The 17955-nt window shown below is 69.0% G+C and carries 21 protein-coding genes and 1 pseudogene; 15 read left to right on the top strand and 7 right to left on the bottom strand.

What is annotated here, in order from left to right:
• Positions 1–16: 16 nt before the first annotated feature.
• Both GXN78_RS00290 and GXN78_RS00285 read right to left on the bottom strand, forming a co-directional pair.
• Positions 17–502 carry a DoxX family protein gene (locus tag GXN78_RS00290; RefSeq protein WP_106559558.1) on the bottom strand — a complete coding sequence of 162 codons (486 nt, stop codon included), beginning with the start codon at positions 500–502 and terminating at the stop codon, positions 17–19.
• Positions 499–1266: a DNA-binding domain-containing protein gene (locus tag GXN78_RS00285; RefSeq protein ID WP_106559559.1), complete on the bottom strand. Its 768-nt coding sequence runs from the start codon at positions 1264–1266 to the stop codon at positions 499–501. Before GXN78_RS00285 ends, GXN78_RS00290 begins: the two co-directional genes overlap by 4 nt.
• Before the next feature lie 566 nt (positions 1267–1832).
• Between GXN78_RS00285 and GXN78_RS42135 the strand changes: the two genes are divergently transcribed.
• Both GXN78_RS42135 and GXN78_RS42130 read left to right on the top strand, forming a co-directional pair.
• Positions 1833–2672, top strand: coding sequence for a reverse transcriptase domain-containing protein (locus tag GXN78_RS42135; protein ID WP_343231006.1), 840 nt, complete (start codon positions 1833–1835; stop codon positions 2670–2672).
• A complete protein-coding gene (locus GXN78_RS42130; protein WP_343231005.1) occupies positions 2618–3175 on the top strand; it encodes a hypothetical protein in 558 nt (185 codons plus the stop codon). Before GXN78_RS42135 ends, GXN78_RS42130 begins: the two co-directional genes overlap by 55 nt.
• Here GXN78_RS42130 and GXN78_RS00275 read toward each other — a convergent pair.
• Together GXN78_RS00275 and GXN78_RS00270 are read right to left on the bottom strand one after the other, a co-directional pair.
• Positions 3144–4086: pseudogene (locus GXN78_RS00275) on the bottom strand (DUF692 domain-containing protein). The gene GXN78_RS42130 and the pseudogene GXN78_RS00275 sit on opposite strands and share 32 nt — an antisense overlap.
• A gap of 3 nt (positions 4087–4089) precedes the next feature.
• Positions 4090–4380: a DUF2282 domain-containing protein gene (locus GXN78_RS00270; RefSeq protein WP_106556607.1), complete on the bottom strand. Its 291-nt coding sequence runs from the start codon at positions 4378–4380 to the stop codon at positions 4090–4092.
• 174 nt (positions 4381–4554) lie between these two features.
• Here GXN78_RS00270 and GXN78_RS00265 point away from each other — a divergent pair, with 174 nt between their 5' ends.
• The 4 genes from GXN78_RS00265 to GXN78_RS00250 are packed head-to-tail and all read left to right on the top strand — an operon-like array spanning position 4555 to position 6869.
• The gene (locus tag GXN78_RS00265) at positions 4555–5109 is read left to right on the top strand and encodes a sigma-70 family RNA polymerase sigma factor (protein ID WP_106556608.1); all 555 of its coding nucleotides are present in this window, start codon (positions 4555–4557) and stop codon (positions 5107–5109) included.
• Positions 5106–5747 (top strand): DUF1109 domain-containing protein, encoded by a 642-nt coding sequence (locus GXN78_RS00260; protein WP_106556609.1) that lies wholly within the window; start codon positions 5106–5108, stop codon positions 5745–5747. The genes GXN78_RS00265 and GXN78_RS00260 overlap by 4 nt, the downstream gene beginning before the upstream one ends.
• A 23-nt stretch (positions 5748–5770) precedes the next feature.
• Complete coding sequence (locus GXN78_RS00255; RefSeq protein ID WP_239142555.1) at positions 5771–6439, top strand: nucleotidyltransferase domain-containing protein; 669 nt, start codon at positions 5771–5773, stop codon at positions 6437–6439.
• Positions 6423–6869 (top strand): hypothetical protein, encoded by a 447-nt coding sequence (locus GXN78_RS00250; protein WP_106556610.1) that lies wholly within the window; start codon positions 6423–6425, stop codon positions 6867–6869. Before GXN78_RS00255 ends, GXN78_RS00250 begins: the two co-directional genes overlap by 17 nt.
• A gap of 84 nt (positions 6870–6953) precedes the next feature.
• On the opposite strand, the gene GXN78_RS00245 is transcribed toward GXN78_RS00250, so the two are convergent.
• From GXN78_RS00245 to GXN78_RS00235, 3 genes are read right to left on the bottom strand one after another with little or no spacing between them, the layout of a single operon-like run.
• On the bottom strand, positions 6954–7394 hold the full coding sequence (locus GXN78_RS00245; RefSeq protein ID WP_106556611.1) for a TA system VapC family ribonuclease toxin: 441 nt from the start codon (positions 7392–7394) through the stop codon (positions 6954–6956).
• A complete protein-coding gene (locus GXN78_RS00240) occupies positions 7391–7624 on the bottom strand; it encodes a DUF6364 family protein (RefSeq protein WP_106556612.1) in 234 nt (77 codons plus the stop codon). Before GXN78_RS00240 ends, GXN78_RS00245 begins: the two co-directional genes overlap by 4 nt.
• Positions 7621–9183, bottom strand: a complete 1563-nt coding sequence (locus tag GXN78_RS00235) for a helicase HerA-like domain-containing protein (RefSeq protein ID WP_239142554.1) — start codon at positions 9181–9183, stop codon at positions 7621–7623. Before GXN78_RS00235 ends, GXN78_RS00240 begins: the two co-directional genes overlap by 4 nt.
• A gap of 112 nt (positions 9184–9295) precedes the next feature.
• Here GXN78_RS00235 and GXN78_RS00230 point away from each other — a divergent pair, with 112 nt between their 5' ends.
• From GXN78_RS00230 to GXN78_RS00190, 9 genes are read left to right on the top strand one after another with little or no spacing between them, the layout of a single operon-like run.
• Positions 9296–9604 (top strand): phosphopantetheine-binding protein, encoded by a 309-nt coding sequence (locus GXN78_RS00230; RefSeq protein WP_106556614.1) that lies wholly within the window; start codon positions 9296–9298, stop codon positions 9602–9604.
• An 18-nt stretch (positions 9605–9622) separates the two neighbouring features.
• Positions 9623–10246, top strand: a complete 624-nt coding sequence (locus GXN78_RS00225) for a hypothetical protein (protein WP_239142553.1) — start codon at positions 9623–9625, stop codon at positions 10244–10246.
• Between the two features lie 13 nt (positions 10247–10259).
• Complete coding sequence (locus GXN78_RS00220; protein ID WP_106556616.1) at positions 10260–11954, top strand: AMP-binding protein; 1695 nt, start codon at positions 10260–10262, stop codon at positions 11952–11954.
• Complete coding sequence (locus tag GXN78_RS00215; protein WP_106556617.1) at positions 11951–12934, top strand: acyl-CoA synthetase; 984 nt, start codon at positions 11951–11953, stop codon at positions 12932–12934. Before GXN78_RS00220 ends, GXN78_RS00215 begins: the two co-directional genes overlap by 4 nt.
• Positions 12906–13502, top strand: coding sequence for a LolA-related protein (locus GXN78_RS00210; protein ID WP_106556618.1), 597 nt, complete (start codon positions 12906–12908; stop codon positions 13500–13502). Before GXN78_RS00215 ends, GXN78_RS00210 begins: the two co-directional genes overlap by 29 nt.
• Positions 13499–15892, top strand: coding sequence for an MMPL family transporter (locus tag GXN78_RS00205; protein WP_239142552.1), 2394 nt, complete (start codon positions 13499–13501; stop codon positions 15890–15892). Before GXN78_RS00210 ends, GXN78_RS00205 begins: the two co-directional genes overlap by 4 nt.
• A complete protein-coding gene (locus tag GXN78_RS00200) occupies positions 15892–16737 on the top strand; it encodes a polysaccharide deacetylase family protein (RefSeq protein ID WP_106556619.1) in 846 nt (281 codons plus the stop codon). Before GXN78_RS00205 ends, GXN78_RS00200 begins: the two co-directional genes overlap by 1 nt.
• Positions 16734–17495 (top strand): class I SAM-dependent methyltransferase, encoded by a 762-nt coding sequence (locus GXN78_RS00195; protein ID WP_106556620.1) that lies wholly within the window; start codon positions 16734–16736, stop codon positions 17493–17495. The genes GXN78_RS00200 and GXN78_RS00195 overlap by 4 nt, the downstream gene beginning before the upstream one ends.
• Complete coding sequence (locus GXN78_RS00190) at positions 17492–17953, top strand: hydroxymyristoyl-ACP dehydratase (RefSeq protein ID WP_106556621.1); 462 nt, start codon at positions 17492–17494, stop codon at positions 17951–17953. The genes GXN78_RS00195 and GXN78_RS00190 overlap by 4 nt, the downstream gene beginning before the upstream one ends.
• The last annotated feature ends 2 nt before the right edge of the window (positions 17954–17955 follow it).

Genomic DNA, 17955 nt, shown 5'->3' with positions numbered 1-17955 from the left:
CGCGCACCGTGGGCGATTAGGCGATGCGCAACACCCGGTCGAGCGAAAGCGTGCCCCCGCCGCGTCCGACGAGATAGAGCAGCAGCGCCGCCCACGACAGGTGCGAGGGCCATGCGTCGGGGTAGACGAAGAGCTGGATCACCAGCGTCATGCCCAGCAGCGCCAGGGCCGACAGGCGTGTGAAGAGGCCCAGCACCAGCAGCACCGGGAACAGGTGCTCGGCGTAGGCCGCGAGATGGGCCGCGAGCTCCGGTGGCAGCAGCGGCAGCTTGTACTCGGTGCGGAACAGCTCGTAGGCGCTCGGCGTCAGCGTGAGGAAACCTTCGACCTTGGTGCGCCCCGAGAGAAAGAAGATCGCGGCGACGCCCACGCGCGTGGCCAGCGCCAGCAGGTCGTGCGAGACGAGGCGCGTGAGCAGCCCGGCCAGCCGGTTCCAACGTGCGCGAAGGCCATGCGCGCCATCGGCTGCGAGGGGAGCGGAGGTGGCGGTGTTCGAGCTCATGGGGTGCTTTCGGTGGAAGGAGCGGTGGGGTGGGCGAAGGCGCCGGCGCGCAGCAGGGCTTCGAGCAGCGCTGCGAGGTCGCAATCGGCATCGAGGGCCAAGGCCTGCTCGGCGGCGTCGCCCAGCGGCAAGCCGTTGGCGCAGGCATCCAGGAAGGCGCAGGCCGCGCGGCTGATGGGACGCCAGGTCACGGCGTCGTCAGGGCGCGTGAGAAGTGCGCCTTCGCCGTGCCAGTCAAGCTCTTCTTCGTCGCTGCGATCGCCACGGTTGCGCGCCCAGATGCTATAGATCGGCTGCGCGTCGAACCAGGCCCAGCGCGTCGCCGGATGCGGAGGCAGCACCAGCGCCGCGAGCCGCTCGGGCGCCTGGCGCGACAGCCATGCCGTGTCGAGCAGCGGCGCGTTTTCGGCCGCATGGGCCTCGCGCCACAACGCATCGAGCCGTGCGACATCGGGCAGGTAGGGCAGCTCGGCGGCCGGCTCGAAGCCTTGCAGGAGATCGGCAAAGCCTTCGCCGTAGTGGAGCAGCCGCCCATCGCGCGGCGGGCTGGCCGCCACATGCAGCGCAGCGGCGGCGCGGAACCATTCGCTGCCCACCAGCCGCGCAACGGCCGGGAAGTTGGCTTCGAGCGCGTCGATGCAGCCCTTCATCACCGTGTTGCGATAGACCTCGAAGGCGGGCTGCGCCGCGAGCTGCCGCACGGCCGGGTCCGTCGCCGCATCGGGCGCGAAGAGGGCCTGGGCGAAGGCGTCCTGAAAGCTCATGCCAGGGTCTCCGGTGCGCCGGTCAAAACCGGCGAGGTGTTGTGAATGAAAGAGTCATACGTTGAAGGCTTAGCCAGCTACGGCGGCCCCGAGTCATGCGTACACATTCGTGAGGGTGTGGGCGAAGCGTTGACAGGGGTACGCGCGGGCCGGGTATCGAGCCGCGTAATACATGCCCCGCGGCGAGAGTTGCGGGTGGTCCGGGGTGCCGAGGTTGTCGGAGAAAGCCGAAGGCCACACCGATGCTGCCGCTTTGGCGAGGCGGCATCGGACCCCGCGCGGTCAGAGACCCGCGCACGCGCGGAAACACCTCGCACGGGAACGGAGATCCCGCGTCCTTCTGCGCAGCGCTGGGAAGCGCTGGCTGCAGAAGCGCATCGTGAAGCCAGGGCGTACGACGATGAGCCACGGGCGCGGGAAGTCGGACTGCTGCGTAGTACCGAAGAAGCTGCCGAACAAGGCTGCGGGGAGCTCCTGCGGCGGCGGAGGCGGTGGAGGGAAGGCGGCAGGCCAAGGGCAATGCCATCGCGGCGCACATGTCCCGCAGATCGGTGCGGGTCTATGACATGGGAACCGCGCTCGATGGCGATACGACAGACGGCAAAGGGCCGTCGTGGTGCAGGTTCACTGGACTGCTGCATCACATCTACGCGGTCGAGCGCCTGCGGGCGGCCTACCTTGCGCTCAAGCGCGATGCGGCCGCCGGGGTGGACGGCCAGACCTGGCGACGAACGTACGGGCAGGACCTGGGGGCAACCTCCTGGAACTGTCCGAGCGGCTGGCCCGAGGGGCTACCGGCCCCAGCCTGTCAAGAAGGGTGTACATCGACAAGGCCGACGGCAGCGAAGCGCCCGCTGGGCGTGCCGGCGCTGGAGGACAAGCTCGTCCAGCGCGCCACGGTCGAAGTGTTGAACGCCATCTACGAGCAGGACTTCCTCGGGTTCAGCTACGGCTTCAGGCCCGGCAAGAGCGCGCACAACGCGCTGGATGCCGTGGCGGTGGAATGTGGCAGCAGACGAGTGAACTGGATACTCGATGCGGACATAGCCAAGTTCTTCGACACGATCGAAAGGGACTGGCTGGTGAAGTTCATCGAACACCGCGTGGCTGACGCGCGCGTGGTGCGGCTGATCAAGAAATGGCTGCACGCGGGCGTGCTGGAAGACGGCAGGCTGACGCAAAGTGAGTTGGGTACGGTTCAGGGTGGGAGCATCAGCCCGCTGCTGGCCAACATCTACCTGCACTATGCGTTCGACCTGTGGGTCAAGCAGTGGAGGGGCGCCATGCCGAGGCGACGTGATCGTCGTGCGCTACGCCGACGATTGGGTTGCCGGGTTCCAGTTCCGCGACGATGCCGAGCGCTTCCAGCGCGCGGTGGCCGAGCAGCTGGAGCCAGTTCGGGCTGAAGCTGCACCCCGAGAAGACGCGGCTGATCGAGTTCGGCGGCTTCGCCCGCGAGAACCGACGCCGCAAGGGACAAGGCAAGCCGCAGACCTTCGACTTCCTGGGGTTCACGCATTGCTGCGGGACGACGAGGAAGGGCAAGTTCATGGTCCTGCGACTCACCAGTGCCAAACGCCTGCGCGCCAAACTGCAGGTGATCAAGCTCGAACTCAGAAGGCGCATGCACCAACCCATCCCGGAGCAGGGCCAGTACCTGCGGGCGGTGGTGACTGGGCATGCGCGCTACTTCGGCGTGCCGTGCAACGGCGCGCGGCTGAGGACATTCCGCCATCAGGTCGTCGGGCTGTGGCATCGCACGCTGTGCCGCCGCAGCCAGAGCCGCGACCTGCCCTGGCGACGCATGTATCGCTTGATGGCGCATTGGCTGCCTGTTCCGAACATCTGCCACCCGTACCCGAACCAGCGTCTGATCGTCATGACCCAAGGCAGGAGCCGTATGCGGTAGCTCCGCACGTACGGATCTGTGGAGGGGGTGCTGGGTGACTGGCATTCCTACTCTGACGTGTTGGCGTGCCCTCGCGCAGCGTGGCTTCGGCCATGCTGCGCTCATGCATCAGCGCGTCGAAGGCCGGCACGTTGCCATCGCGCTCGATCAGCGTGGGCCGCGCGCCGGCGCGCTCGATGAAGCGGCGATAGAGCGCCCAGACCTCCGGCGCGACCGGTGCATCGTGCGAGTCGATCAGCAGGGACTCGCCCAGCGCCGGGTCCTGCGAATGGCCGGCGAGATGGATCTCGCTCACCAGCGCCTGCGGAAAGCGATCGAGCCAGGCCTCGGCCGAGTAGCCCAGGTTGCGCGCCGACACATGGACGTTGTTGATGTCCAGCAGCAGCGTGCAGCCGGTGCGGCGCGCCAGCTCGGCGAGGAAATCGATCTCGTCCCAGGCGTGGCCGTCGAAGCGCAGGTAGTGGGAGGGGTTCTCGATCGCGATCGCCGTGCCCAGCGCGTCCTGCGCGCGGCCGATGTTCGCCGCGATGCGGTGCAGGGCCTCGGTGGTGCGGGCAAAGGGCAGCAGGTCGGGAAAGTAGTGGCCGTTCCAGGCCGACCACGCCAGATGTTCGGAAATCAGCGCGGGCCGGATGCGCACGGCGAGCGCTGCCAGCCGCCGCAGGTGCGCGGCATCGGGCTCGCTCTCTCCCGCAAGCGAGAGCGACACGCATATGCAGCGAGACGGGATGCTGCTCGCGCACCGCCTCGAGCCAGCCGAGCGCAGCCGCCCGCCACCATGAGTTCTCCGGTCGCACTTCGAACCACAGGCCGCAGGCCCGCGCCGACACGGCAGCGTCGTAGTGCTCGGCCTTGAGGCCGAGGCCGGCGGTGAGGCGGGGAGGGCATGGTGGCGCAGGGGCCTGTGGGATCGATCAGGACTTGATCGGCGTCAGCGAGCCCATGCCCTTGGGTGTCTTGATCGCGGCGCAGGTGCCGGCCGGCACGTTCTTCCAGGCGTTGCCCTGGTAGTCCACCTTCGAGGTGCCGGCGCAGGTGGTGCCGGGGCCGGCGGCGCAGTCGTTCTTGCCGGCCATGGAGACGCCATAGCATTTCTCCATCGTGGCCATCTTGTCGGCCATCGGCTTCGTGTCTTGGGCCATGGCGGAACCGGCGGCGAGGGCGCCGAGGGCGAGGGCGGTAATGGCGAGAGGACGAGTGATCATGGATAGTGCTCCAGTGGTTGAGTGAAGTTTGCAACCGCGCATTTGGCACGGTCGCTTCTACTTCGCGGTCCGCGGCGGCGGGGTTACAACGCACGGCACAATCCGCCGGATTTCTTTTTTTGCCCGTCGCCGTAACCGGAGCGGGCCGGCGCACGAATGATCCATGGGAGCCCGATGGCAAAGAGCGATGCGGAGACGGTGCTGCACGAGTTGTTCGTGCGCGGCCTGGACGGCGATGCCGCGGCCTACCGGGCTTTCCTGCAGAAGCTCAGCGCACACCTGCGCGCCTTTCTGGCCAGGCGCCTGTTCGGCTGGCCCGATGAAGTGGAAGACCTTGTCCAGGAATGCCTGCTCGCCATGCACAACCAGCGCCACACCTACCAGAGCGACCAGCCGTTGACGGCCTGGGTGCATGCGATCGCGCGCTACAAGATGATCGATCTGCTGCGGTCCAAGGCCGGGCGCGAGGCGCTGCACGATCCGCTCGATGACGAGCTCGCCGTGTTCGCCGATTCGGCCACCGAGGCCAGCGATGCGCGCCGCGATCTGGCCGGACTGCTCGACACCTTGCCGGACCGGCATCGATTGCCGATCGTGCACGTCAAGCTCGAGGGCCTGTCGGTGGCCGAGACGGCACGCCTGACCGGCATGTCGGAGTCGGCGGTGAAGGTGGGCATCCATCGGGGGCTCAAGGCGCTGGCACTGAAGATCGGAAAGTCCTCATCATGAAAACACACGAACTCGTGGCCTTGCTTGCGGCCCGCGCGGAGCCGGCGCCGCGGCATGCTGCCGTGCGGCGCTTTGCGTTCGCGCTTGCAGTCGGCCTTCCGCTGTCGATTGCCGTGATGGCCCTCGAGTACGGTGTGCGGCGCGACTTGGTGCAGACCCTGTTCTGGCCGATGTTCTGGGTCAAGCTGCTGTTCCCGGCCTGCATCGCCGTCGCCGGCTTCGTGATCGTGCAGCGCCTGGCGCGGCCCGGGGTGCGCGTGCGAGCAGCATGGCTCGGCCTGGCCGTGCCGGTGCTGCTGGTGTGGGCGCTGGGGTTCGTGACTTGGCTGATGGCACCGGTCGACGAGCGCGCGGCGATGGTGTGGGGGCAGACCTGGCGGACCTGCGTCTTCAACATCGCGCTGATCGCGGTGCCGGTGTTCGTGGCTTCGCTGGTGGCGCTCAAGAGTCTCGCGCCGACCCAGCCTGCGCTGGCCGGGGCTGCGGCGGGCGCAATGTCAGCGGGGGCGGGGGCCGCCGTTTATGCCTTGCACTGCCAGGAACTGGCGGCGCCGTTCCTGGCGATCTGGTATGTGATCGGGATGACGCTGCCGGTGGTGGCGGGGGCGCTCATTGGGCACCGGTTGCTGCGGTGGTGAGACAGCTGGCAGGCAGTGCGATCATGCCCAATATGGGCACGGTCATGCCCAAATTGGGTATAGTCATGCCCAATATGGGCACAAGGCATTTGGGTTCCCCTCAGCACAGCAGCCTCGCGGACGCGCTTTTTTCCGGCACGAAGCAACGGGTTCTCGGACTGCTGTTCGGCCAACCTTCGCGCAGCTTCTATGCCAACGAGTTGATCGGGTTGACCGGGAGCGGATCGGGCGCAATTCAGCGTGAACTGGCCAGTCTGGCACAGAGCGGGTTGGTCAACGTGACAGCGGTCGGCAATCAGAAGCACTATCAGGCCAACGCCGACTCGCCCCTCTTCGAGGAGCTGTGCGGGATCGTGCAGAAGACCGTCGGGCTGGCTGAGCCGCTGCGGGAAGCATTGGCGCCTTTGGTAGGGCGGATCGTCGCCGCATTCGTCTATGGTTCAGTCGCCAAGAAAGCCGACACGGCCCGCAGCGACATCGACCTCATGCTGATCAGTGATGAAGTGAGCTACGGGGACATTTTCACCGCGTTGGAAGCGGCGAGCGACAAGCTCGGCCGTGTCGTGAACCCGACGATCCTCACGCGCAGGGAACTCGCGAAACGCATGAACGCGAAAGACTCGTTCCTGACCCGGGTGCTCGAACAGCCCAAGATCTGGATCATCGGGGGCGACAGTGACCTCGCCGTTTGAGAACCTGAGTGGCCCGGGCAAGCCTTTGAAGGCAGAGCCGCCCGACGCCAAGGAATTTGCCGGCCTCAAGCGCTCGGGACGCGCCAGATTGCAGGACGCGCTCAATGTCTCTCTCTCATTGGAGAGCCGCTTCGATCTGGCCTATAACGCCGCGCGTGCGTTGTGCCTGGCGGCGCTCCGGTGGAGCGGCTATCGCTCCACCAATCGATACATCGTGTTCCAGCTGCTGCCGCACACCCTCGGACTCGGCCCCGAAGTCTGGCGCGTCCTGTCGAAGTGTCACGACATTCGCAATCTCGGCGAGTACGAGGGCGATCTGAACGTCGACGAGCGCATCGTCACTGACTTGGTTGCTGCGTGCCGGCTTGTTGCGACGCGGGTCGACACCCTGGGGCCGGTTTCACGAAAAGCGCAAGGAGAGAAGGAATAGGACATGTCGCGTGGCAACTGGCCATGTTGTCTGGGTCCTTGGGCCTTGGAACTGCTTCGCGGGCTTCTCGTAGCGTGTTGGCTTTCAGGGGCCGGTCGCGAGTCTTGTGAATTTCGCTCTTGGTAGCAGACGCTTGAAGTCGCCGTCGAAGCTGACTACATGCTCGCCTTGATGGATAGCCGCAGCAGCCAGCCAGGCGTCCGGCACATCGTTGGCGGCGAGAGTCAGGTCGGAGCACAGCTTGCGCATCTGCGGCCACTCGGGTCCGAGCGCGGGCTGCTCCACGCCTGGGGCTTCCAGCAGCGCGTCGACAAAACGCAGCGCATTGGCCATGGGTGTGGGATGGATGAAGATCTTGGGATGCGTCACCAGTCGCAGAAAGCTCGCAAGCACCATGGGCTGCAGCTTCAGGGGTGTTCCTCGATTCGCGTCGATCAGGGCCTGTTCGAGCCACGCACTGGCGGTCGCATGATGCGGATGGTCGCTTCGCGAGGCGGCGACCAGGATGTTGACATCAGGTGTCACGAATCGGCGGCGTCCAGCATGGCCTTGTTGCTGAGTCCATCCAGTCCCGAAGCCAGCCCTCCTTTGCCCCGGTAGACGGGCAAGCGCACGGCTTTGGCGGGCGCCCTCTGCGCACGCAAGCGCATCTGGAGCCCTTCCTCGATCAAGCGCGTCAGGCTCGTGTGCTGCTGGACGGCCAAAGTTTTGGCTTCCATCAAGAGCGAGTCATTCAAATCGAGGGTGGTCTTCATGATTTTTTGAGGCAATCGTACAGATTTCTGTATTCTAGGGCGCACTCACCGCCGCGACTTGGCCCCAAAGATCCCCCCAGCACCCCCCGCAGGATCTCCTTCCCACTTGCGTCCCCATCGTCCGCATCGCCGACTTCGCCATGGTCTGCGCCAGCCCATCGCGCTTGCCGCCGCGCGCCGGTCGAGCCGAACAGGATTTCGTTCAGGCTGCCCATGACGCCGCCCGATTCGGCCGGCGCTGCGCCACCCGGTTTCCCAGCAGACGCAGGCGCATCCGGCGCCGTCTCGGCCCGCCCCTTGAGCTTCTCGTAGGCCGACTCCCGGTCCACGGCCTTCTCGTACACGCCAGCCACCAGCGAATTCGCGATCAAGGCCTGCCTTTGCGCCGGCGTGATCGGCCCGATCTGGCTGCCCGGCGGCAGCACATAGACGCGCTCGGTGATGCTGGGCCGCCCCTTGGCATCGAGGAAGCTCACCAGCGCCTCACCCACCGCCAGCTCGGTGATGGCGGTCTCGATGTCCAGGCCCGGCTTCTGTCGCATGGTGGTGGCCGTGGCTTTCACTGCCTTCTGGTCGCGCGGCGTGAAGGCGCGCAGCGCGTGCTGCACACGGTTGCCGAGCTGGGCCAGCACCGTGTCGGGAATGTCCAGCGGGTTCTGCGTCACGAAGAACACGCCGACGCCCTTGGAGCGCACCAGCCGCACCACCAGCTCGATGCGCTCGACCAGCGCCTTGGGCGCCTCGTTGAAGAGCAAATGCGCCTCGTCGAAGAAGAACACCAGCTTGGGCTGCTCCGGGTCGCCGATCTCGGGCAGCTGCTCGAACAGCTCCGACAGCAGCCACAGCAGGAAAGTGGCGTAGAGCCGGGGCGAGTTCATCAGCTTGTCGGCCGCCAGGATGTTGACCACGCCCTTGCCGCCCTCGGTCTGCATGAAGTCCGAGATGTTGAGCATGGGCTCGCCGAAGAACTTGTCGCCGCCCTGGCTCTCGATCTGGAGCAGCCCGCGCTGGATCGCGCCCACGCTGGCGGCGCTGATGTTGCCGTACTCGGTGGTGAACTGGCTCGCGTTCTCGCCCACATGCTGCAGCATCGCGCGCAGGTCCTTGAGGTCGAGCAGCAGCAGGCCGTTGTCGTCGGCGATCTTGAACACGAGGTTGAGCACGCCGGCCTGGGTCTCGTTGAGGTTCAACATGCGGCCCAGCAGCAGCGGCCCCATGTCGGAGATGGTGGCGCGCACCGGGTGGCCCTGCTCGCCGAACACATCCCACAGGGTGACGGGGCAGGCCAGGGGCGGGGGCTGCTCGAGGCCGCGCTCCTTCAGGATGCCGGCCATCTTCTCGCCGATGCTGCCCGGCTGGCTGGCGCCGGTCAGGTCGCCCTTGACGTCGGCCATGAACACCGGCACGCCGATGGCCGAGAGCTTCTCGGCGATGGTCTGCAGGGTAACGGTCTTGCCGGTGCCGGTGGCACCGGTGATCAGGCCGTGGCGGTTCGCAAGCCCCGGCAGGAGGCTGCATTCGATGCCGTCGTGGCGGGCGATCAGGAGAGGGTCGGCCATGGGTGCTCCGGGTGTTTCAGTACTGAGCGCAGTCTATCCAAGCCGCCCAGGGCCGCCTCCTATAATTCCGACCCCGTGCGATAGTTCATTCAAAAGTTCTCGGAGCCCTCATTTGTCATCGACCCAGCCCCCCATTTCCGCCCTTGGCGATGCGCCCGAACAGACCGCTCTGGAGACCGAGCTGGCCGTGCTTCTGGTGGAGTCGCTGAATCTGGAGATCGCACCCTCCGAGATCGTGCCGTCGGCGCCGCTGTACGGCGAAGGGCTGGGGCTCGATTCGATCGACATCCTCGAAGTCGCGCTGGAGGTCTCGCGCAAGTACGGTTTCCAGCTGCGCTCGGACGACGAGCGCAACCAGCAGATCTTCCAGTCGCTGCGCAGCCTCGCAGCCCACGTCGCCCAGAATCGCGGCGACTCCTGACCCATGTCTCGATGGCGCATGGCGCTCCTGCTGCTCGCGGGGGTGGCCTATGCCGGCGTTTCCCATTGGATGATGCTCTTCCACGCCGCCGAGCCCTGGGCGGTGGGGGTGCTGCTCGGCCCGCTGTGGCTGACGGCGCTGGGGCTCGCGGGTAGCCGCTTCGGCAGATGGGGCCTGGCGATCGCAGGGGTGGCCGGCGTGCTGGGCTTCGCATTGGTGCTGCGCGGCGAAGCGGGCGACCCCAACCGGCTCTACATGCTGCAGCACGTGGGCATCAACGCGCTGCTTTGCGGCTGGTTCGGCGGCACGCTGCGGCGCGAGCGGCTCTCGCTGATCGGCCAGTTCGCGCAGCGCATCCACCCGCTGTCGCCCGCGATGCGCGACTACACATGGCGCGTAACCCGCGTCTGGACCGTGTACTTCGCGCTGCTGGTGCTGGCCTCGATCGTGGTCTATGCCACGATGTCCTTCGCCGCCTGGTCGGTGTTGGCCAACCTGCTGACGCCCCTGATGGTGGGCGTCCTCTTCGTGGGCGAGTATCTGCTGCGCTACCGGCTGCATCCCGAATTCGAACGCACCCGCCTGATCGACACGGTGCGTGCCTTCTACAGTGCGCCGGCCGATCCGGCGGCACGGCAATGAATGTGATCCCAGCTTGAGCCCTGAACTTCTTCCGCTCCTGGCCGACCGCGATCCGGACGCGCCGCTCGCCTGGCGCGCGGGCGTGCCGGTGAGCGCGCGCGCGTTCCTGGCCGACGTGGCGCGCCTGGCCCCGCAGTTGCCGGATGGCGGCCCCGTGGTCAACCTCTGCACCGACCGCTACGCCTTCGCACTGGGCCTGGCGGCGGCGCTGGTGCGCGGCCAGACCAGCCTGCTGCCGCCCGACGCGCGGCCCGACACCTTGGCGCGCCTCGTCGAACCGGGCTCCCGCACCTATGCGGTGCTGGACGACACCGGCATCGAGACGCCCGGCATGCCACGCGTCCAGATCGAGCATCGGCTGCCTCCCGCCGGCGCTGCCCCGCAGGCCGTGCCTGCGATCGCCGGCAGCCTGCACGCGGTGAGCCTGCTGACCTCCGGCTCCACCGGCACGCCGCAGCCGCACGCCAAGTCCTGGAAGACGCTGGTGGGTGACGTGGCCGCCGCCGTGGGCCGGCTGTCCGAGCTGCTCGGGCGCCGCTCGCTGGCAGGGCTGACGCTGGTGGCGACGGTGCCGGTGCAGCACAGCTACGGCCTCGAATCCTCGGCGCTGCTCGCGATGCTGGGCGGCGCTGCCTTCGACAGCGGCCGGCCCTTCTTCCCGGCCGACGTCGCCCAGGCCCTGGCCTCGGTGCCGCAGCCGCGCGCGCTGGTGACCACGCCTTTTCACCTTAAGACGCTGCTGCTCTCGGGCATCGCGCTGCCGCCGGTGGACCTCATCCTCTCGGCCACCGCGCCGCTCTCGCCGCAACTCGCGGCCCAGGCCGAGCAGGCCATGGGCGGCCAGATGATCGAGATCTACGGCAGTACGGAGTCAGGCCAGGTCGCGACCCGGCGCCCGACCCGCAGCGAGGTCTGGGAGACCTTCGGCGAGATCCGCGTGCATGCCGAGCACGATGCCGAGGGCGCCGAGCGCTTCGTCTTCGCGGGCGACTTCGTGCCCGAGCCGACGCCGATGGCCGATGTGCTGGAGCTGGTCGACGACCGGCGCTTCCGCCTGCTCGGGCGCGCCAACGACTTGATCCACGTCGCCGGCCGGCGCAGCTCGCTGGGCTACCTCAACCACCACCTCAACAGCATTCCCGCTGTGGAGGACGGCGCCTTCTGGCTGCCCGACGACGTGACCGACGGCGTGGTGCGCCCGGTCGCCTTCGTGGTGGCGCCCGCGCTCGACGCCCACGCCATCATCGCCGCGCTGCGCGAGCGGCTCGAAGCGGTTTTCGTGCCGCGCCGCGTGGTGCATGTGCACGCCTTCCCGCGCGAGGGCACCGGCAAGCTGACGGCGCGCGCCCTGCGCGAGTTCGCGCTGGCGCAGCTCGCGTCCGACGGTACGCCGGTGCAGCTCACACACGAGGTGCCGGTGGACCATCCCGCCTTCGCAGGCCATTTCCCGGGCCAGCCGCTGCTTCCCGGCGCCTTGCTGCTGGCCGAGGTGCTGGAGGCCGCACAGGGCGTCCCCGCGCTGGCGGCCCGGCTGGGCCCGCGGCCCACGCTTGCGGCCGCCAAGTTCCTGGCGCCGGTGCGCCCAGGCAGCACGCTGCGCATCGATCTCAACCCCGAGAGCGGCGCCTCGCGCGGGCTGCGCTTCGAGGTGCGGGTGGCGGAGGTGGTCGCAGCCAGCGGCCGCTGGACGCCGGGCAGCACACCATGAGCCTCGCGCAGCCCCCCGAAGCCGGCAGCGCGAAATCGCGCCAGGCTGACTGGTCGCGCACGCCGGAGCGCAGCAACATGCTGGCGCTGCGCGTCATCTGCTGGATCGCGATCCGCTGCGGGCGTCCGCTGGCGCGGCTGGTGCTGCATCCGATCAGCCTGTACTTCCTGCTGTTCTCGCCCACGCCGCGCCGCCAGATCAAGCGCTACCTGTTCCGCGCCATCGGCCCGCACGCCGGGTGGGCCGATGGCTACCGGCTGCTGCATGCCTTTGCGTCCACGGTGCTCGACCGAATCTACTTCCTGCGCGGGCGCATGGACCTGTTCGACGTGCGCGTGCATGGCAACGTGCCGGTCGAGGCCGAGGTGATCGCGGGGCGGGGCGCCTTCCTGCTCGGTGCGCACATCGGCAGCTTCGAGGCCATGGGCGCCTGCAAGCACCAGAGCGGCCGACCGAAGGAGCTGCGGCTCGCGATGCTGATGTACCAGGACAACGCGCAGCAGATCACCGCAGTGCTCGAGGCCATCGCCAAGCCCGGGCTGCGGCCGCACATCATCGCGCTGGGCCGGCCGCATTCCATGCTGGACCTGCGCGACTGGCTGGACGGCGGCGGCCTCGCGGGCCTCTTGGCCGACCGCACGCTGCCGGGGCCTGAAGAAGCAGGCCAGCAGCGCGGCAACAGCATCAGGCTGCCCTTTCTCGGTCATCCGGCCGTGATCAACGACGGCCCGTTCCGCCTGGCCGCGCTGCTGCGTCGCAAGGTGTTCTTCATGGCCGGCCTCTATGTGGGGGGTGCGCGCTACGATGTCCATTTCGAGCCGCTGGCCGACTTCAGCGAACGCGTGTCCGATCCGGCCGAGCGTGAACGCCGCATCCGCGGCGCGCTCGAACGCTATGTCGAGCGGCTCGAGGCCCTGTGCCGCGCCTACCCCTACAACTGGTTCAACTTCCATGACTTCTGGCTCGAAGATTCGGATTGAGCGCTGGTGCCGCTGGCTGGTGGCCGCCCTCTGCCTCACTGCATCGTCCGCCTGGGCCTTCGACCTGCCCGAGCTGATGGGCCTGCTCGCCCGGCAGAAGAACGGCGAGGCGCGCTTCACCGAGCAGCGCTTCGTGCGCGGCATCGAAGGCCCGCTGGACGCGAGCGGCACGCTGAGCTTCCAGGCGCCCGACCGGCTGACGCGGCGCACGCTCGCGCCGCGGCCCGAGACCATGACGGTCGACGGCAACACCCTGACCCTGTCGCGCGGCGGCCGCACCCGCACGCTGACGCTGGACAGCATGCCCGAGCTGCTGGGCATGGTCGAAGCCATGCGCAGCACCTTGAACGGCAACGCGCAGACCCTGCAGCGCTACTTCCGCAGCACGCTCACCGGTACGCCAGACAAGTGGACGCTGGATCTGGCGCCCATCGACGAGAAGCTCGCCGCTCAGGTGCGCTCGCTGCGGTTGACGGGCAAGGCAGGCGAAGTGCTCGGCATCGAGATGGAATTCATCGGCGGCGACCGCTCGGTCATGGTCATCACGCCGGTGCGCGGCGCATCGTGAGCCGGCCCGAGGCAGCAGCGCCAGGCCGGGGGCGCCACGCGCTGGCCATCGTCGTCTGGCTGCTCGCGCTGGCCGCCGGCATGGCGCTCATTGCGCGCACGCATTTCAGCGCCGACCTCTCGGCCTTTCTGCCCGCGAGCCCGGACGAGCGGCAGCGCGTGCTGATCGAGCAGCTGCAAAGCGGCATCGCCTCGCGCACGCTCTTCATCGGGATCGAGGGCGGCAAGGATGCCGAGCAGCGCGCGGCGGTGTCGCGCGGCGTGGCGGCATCGATGCGCGAGAGCAAGCTCTTCGACCAGGTGCAGAACGGCGAGACCGGCGACTGGAAGGAGGCCGGCACCTGGCTCTTCGAGCACCGCTACCAGCTGGCGCCCGATGTCAGGCCGGAGCGCTTCACCGCCGCGGGGCTGCGCGACGCCCTCGTCGACACGCTCTCGCAATTGGGCACGCCGGCCGGCAACATCACCAAGCCGCTGCTGGAGCGCGATCCCACCGGCGAGACCCAGCGCATCGCCGAGGGCCTGATCCCCGCGAGCTCGCCGCGCAGCGAGCAGGGCGTGTGGGTCTCGCGCAGCGCGCCGCGGGCGCTGATCCTGGCCACCACCCATGCGGCCGGCAGCGACCTCGATGCGCAGGCGCAGGCGATCGCGCGCATCCACCAGGCCTTCGACGCCGCCACGCGCGAGATGAAGGACGCCGGCCCGCGGCTGCAACTGACCGGCGCGCCGGTGTTCTCGGTCGAGAGCCGCGATCGCATCAAGCACGAGGCCATCCAGCTCGCCACCATCGGCGGCATCGTGATGGGCGCCTTGCTGCTGCTGGCCTTCGCCTCGCCGCGCGCACTGGTGGTGGCGCTGCTGCCGGTCGCGACCGGCGTGGTCGGCGGCACCGCGGCCGTGAGCCTGGCGTTCGGCGAGGTGCATGGCCTCACGATGGGCTTCGGCAGCACGCTGATCGGCGAGACCGTGGACTACGCGATCTACTACCTGATCCAGGCGCGCGGCGCCGCAGTGCCCGGCACGGGCTGGATGCGTTGGCGCGAGATCCATTGGCCGACGGTGCGGCTGGGCCTGCTGACCTCGGTCTGCGGCTTTGCGGCGCTGGTGTTCTCGGGCTTCCCGGGGCTGGCGCAGCTGGGCGTGTTCTCGCTGGCCGGGCTGATCGCCGCCGCGCTGGTTGCGCGCTTCGTGCTGCCGGTGCTGGCGCCCGACGGCGCGACCGGCATGGGCATGCGGCGCCAGATGGCGCACATCGCGGGCCTGGTCGTGCGGGCGCTGCCGCGGCTGCGCCTGGTCTTCGTCGGCCTCGGCATTGCCGCGCTGGCTCTGGTGCTCTGGCAGGGCGGCCATCTGTGGCGCGCCGACCTGAGCGCGATGAGCCCGGTGCCCAAGTCCGCACAGCAGCTCGACGAGGAACTGCGCGCCGACATCGGCGCCAGCGACGGCGGCACCCTCGTGGTGGTGCGCGGCGCCGACGAGCAGGCGGCCCTGCGCAATACCGAAGCCGCCGGGGCGAAGCTCGAGGCGCTGGTAGATCAGGGCGATCTCGCCGGCTTCGAGAGCGTGACCCGCGTGCTGCCCAGCGAGGCCGCGCAGGCGGCGCGCATCGCCAGCCTGCCCCATGCCGCGACCCTGAAGACGCGGCTGGCCGAGGCCACCCAGGGCCTGCCCTTGCCGGCCAGCCGGCTCGGGCCCTTCCTGGCCGATGTGGAGACGGCGCGCGGCCAGCCCATGATCCGCCGCTCCGACCTGACCGGCGGGCCGCTGGGCGCGGTGGTCAGCGCGCTGATGTTCGAGCGCCCGGGCGGCGGCTGGTCGACGCTGATCGCGCTGCATCCGGGCGAGCGCTTCGATGCGAAGCGGCTCGAGGCCGCGCTCGCCGAGGTGCCCGAGGTGCAGGTGGTCAATGTGGGCGACGAGCTGCGCAGCCTCTACCGGCGCTACCTGCACGAGGCCTTCGTGCAGGTGATGCTGGGGGCGCTCGCGGTGGTCCTGCTGCTGGGCGCGTGGCTGCGCTCGGGGCGCCGGCTGCTGGCGGTATGCGAGCCGCTCCTGGTGGCCGTGCTGTTGACGCTGGGCGGGCTGGCGCTGCTGCAGGTGCCGCTGGGCATCCTGCACCTGGTGGGGCTGCTGCTGGTGGTGGCGGTGGGCTCGAACTACGCGCTCTTCTTCGACCAGCTGCGCGAGACCGGCCGCGCCGACGAGGACACGCTGGCCTCGCTGATGCTGGCCAACCTGACGACGGTGGTGTCCTTCACGCTGATCGCGATCTCCGACATTCCGGCGCTGTCGGCCATCGGCCGCGTGGTCGCGCCCGGTGCGCTGCTCGCGCTGCTGCTGTCGGCCGCCTTCGCGCGCGGGCCCGCACGCGCCTCCGCCCCGCGCGGCTGATGGGAGAATCGGCGGCGATGTCCCAAGCCTTTCCTGCCTCCGGATCGTGGCCCTGGCCGCCCGTCGTGCGCGCCAGCGTCGGCTGGCATCTGCTGGCGCTGGCGGCGGCGCTCTTCGTGCCGGGGGCGCTGCCCTGGGCCATCGGGGCGGTGGTGCTGAACCATGTGCTGATCACCGCCGCCGGCCTGACGCCGCGCAGCAGCCTGCTGGGGCCGAATATCACGCGGCTGCCGGCGGCCTCGGCGGCGCGCGGCGAGATCGCGATCACCATCGACGACGGGCCCGACCCCGAGGTCACGCCGCAGGTGCTGGACCTGCTCGACGCCCATGGCCAGCGGGCCACCTTCTTCTGCATCGCCGAGCGCGTGCTGGTGCACCCGGCGCTCGCACGCGAGATCGTCGCGCGCGGCCACAGCATCCAGAACCACACGGCACGGCATCGCCACAACTTCTCCTTCCTCGGGCCGCGCGGCTTCCATGCCGAGATCCAGCGGGCGCAGCAGCTGCTGCAGGAAGTGACGGGCCAGCGCCCCATCTGCTTTCGCGCGCCGGCCGGGCTGCGCAATCCTTTTCTCGCGCCGGTGCTGCATCGCCTGGGCCTGGTGCTGGTGAGCTGGACGCGCCGTGGCTTCGACACGCGCGAGCGCGATGCGGCCGTCGTGCTGGCGCGCCTCACCAAGGACCTGAAGGCCGGCGACATCCTGCTGCTGCACGATGGCCATGCTGCGCGCTCGGCAGCGGGCAGGCCGGTGGTGCTCGAGGTCCTGCCGCCTTTGCTCGAACGCCTTCGCACCGACGGCCTGCACGCAGTCACGCTGCCGCAAGCCCTGACTACTCCTGCATGAACGACCGCCCCTCGACCGACGCCGCCTGGCGTCAATTGCATGAAGCCACCACCCAGCCCTACAAGAAGGCAGGCAACTTCGCCTGGCGTTTCGCGCGCGGCAAGCTGGGGCGCGACCCGGTATTCCGCGGCCTGATCGAGCGCAGCCTGATCGGCGAGCGCCGCCGCCGCGTGGTGGACATCGGCTGCGGCCAGGGCCTGTTCGCCAGCCTGCTTGCGGCGATGGCCGACATGCAGGCGCAGCCCGGGCGCTGGCCCGCTGCCTGGGCCGCCACGCCGGCCGCGGCCGAGTACACCGGCATCGAGCTGATGCCCAAGGACGTGGCGCGCGCCGAGGCCTCCATCGGCCATTTGAAGCCGACGCCGCGCTTCGTCTGCGAGGACATGTGCGAGGCCGCGATGCCGGCCTGCGACCTGGTCGTGATCCTCGACGTGCTGCACTACGTGGACCATGCCGCGCAGGAAGGCGTGCTGCGCCGCGTGCACGGCGCGCTGCAGCCGGGCGGCCGGCTGCTGCTGCGCGTGGGCGACGCGGGCAGCCGGCGCGGCTTCGCGATCAGCCAGTGGGTGGACCGCACCGTCACCCGCATCCGCGGGCACCGCGTCTCGCCGACCTGGGGGCGCCCGCTGTCGGAATGGACCTCGCTGCTGCAGCGCCTGGGCTTTTCCAAGGTGCAGAGCATCCCGATGAGCGCGGGCACGCCCTTCGCCAACGTGCTGCTGGTGGCCGATCGCGGCAAGGAGTCTTCGTCGTCATGAGTGCAACGCAGCAGCTCGATCAGACCGGCATCGCGCGCCTGATCCCCCACAGCGGCAGCATGTGCCTGCTGGAGCGGCTGGAGTCCTGGGATGCGCACACCATCCATTGCACGACCGGCACGCACCGTCGCGCGGACAACCCGCTGCGCACGGCCGGCGGCCTGCTGTCCCCCAATGCGATCGAATACGCGGCGCAGGCGATGGCTCTGCACGGCGGCCTGATCGCACCGGAGGGCAGCGAGCCCTCGGCCGGCTTCCTGGCCAGTGCGCGCAATGTGCGGCTGGCCGTCCCGCGGCTCGACGAGGTCGAGGGCGTGCTGCATGTGCATGCGCAGCGCGTTTCGGGCGATGCGAGCCAGATCCTCTACGAATTCGCGGTGAAGGACGAAGCAGGGCGCGCGCTGGCCGAAGGCCGCGCGGTGGTCGTGCTCAACACGCCGCTTGCCATGGAAGCCTGATC

It is taken from the genome of Variovorax sp. WS11 (assembly GCF_010499245.1).
Lineage (GTDB): Bacteria > Pseudomonadota > Gammaproteobacteria > Burkholderiales > Burkholderiaceae_C > Variovorax.
The sequence above is the reverse complement of the archived record's forward strand: the minus strand, read 5'-3'. Positions and strand labels throughout refer to the sequence as shown.

Excerpts from the sequence above, each read along its gene's own strand:
- GXN78_RS00265 (WP_106556608.1), top strand. The coding sequence starts at position 4,555 with ATGGCAAAGAGCGATGCGGAGACGGTGCTGCACGAGTTGTTCGTGCGC.
- GXN78_RS00190 (WP_106556621.1), top strand. The coding sequence starts at position 17,492 with ATGAGTGCAACGCAGCAGCTCGATCAGACCGGCATCGCGCGCCTGATC.
- GXN78_RS00270 (WP_106556607.1), bottom strand. The coding sequence starts at position 4,380 with ATGATCACTCGTCCTCTCGCCATTACCGCCCTCGCCCTCGGCGCCCTC.
- GXN78_RS00290 (WP_106559558.1), bottom strand. The coding sequence starts at position 502 with ATGAGCTCGAACACCGCCACCTCCGCTCCCCTCGCAGCCGATGGCGCG.
- GXN78_RS00215 (WP_106556617.1), top strand. The coding sequence starts at position 11,951 with ATGAGCCTCGCGCAGCCCCCCGAAGCCGGCAGCGCGAAATCGCGCCAG.
- GXN78_RS00235 (WP_239142554.1), bottom strand. The coding sequence starts at position 9,183 with ATGGCCGACCCTCTCCTGATCGCCCGCCACGACGGCATCGAATGCAGC.
- GXN78_RS00225 (WP_239142553.1), top strand. The coding sequence starts at position 9,623 with ATGGCGCTCCTGCTGCTCGCGGGGGTGGCCTATGCCGGCGTTTCCCAT.
- GXN78_RS00200 (WP_106556619.1), top strand. The coding sequence starts at position 15,892 with ATGGGAGAATCGGCGGCGATGTCCCAAGCCTTTCCTGCCTCCGGATCG.
- GXN78_RS00210 (WP_106556618.1), top strand. The coding sequence starts at position 12,906 with ATGACTTCTGGCTCGAAGATTCGGATTGAGCGCTGGTGCCGCTGGCTG.
- GXN78_RS00240 (WP_106556612.1), bottom strand. The coding sequence starts at position 7,624 with ATGAAGACCACCCTCGATTTGAATGACTCGCTCTTGATGGAAGCCAAA.
- GXN78_RS42135 (WP_343231006.1), top strand. The coding sequence starts at position 1,833 with ATGGGAACCGCGCTCGATGGCGATACGACAGACGGCAAAGGGCCGTCG.
- GXN78_RS42130 (WP_343231005.1), top strand. The coding sequence starts at position 2,618 with ATGCCGAGCGCTTCCAGCGCGCGGTGGCCGAGCAGCTGGAGCCAGTTC.
- GXN78_RS00195 (WP_106556620.1), top strand. The coding sequence starts at position 16,734 with ATGAACGACCGCCCCTCGACCGACGCCGCCTGGCGTCAATTGCATGAA.
- GXN78_RS00285 (WP_106559559.1), bottom strand. The coding sequence starts at position 1,266 with ATGAGCTTTCAGGACGCCTTCGCCCAGGCCCTCTTCGCGCCCGATGCG.
- GXN78_RS00260 (WP_106556609.1), top strand. The coding sequence starts at position 5,106 with ATGAAAACACACGAACTCGTGGCCTTGCTTGCGGCCCGCGCGGAGCCG.
- GXN78_RS00255 (WP_239142555.1), top strand. The coding sequence starts at position 5,771 with ATGCCCAATATGGGCACGGTCATGCCCAAATTGGGTATAGTCATGCCC.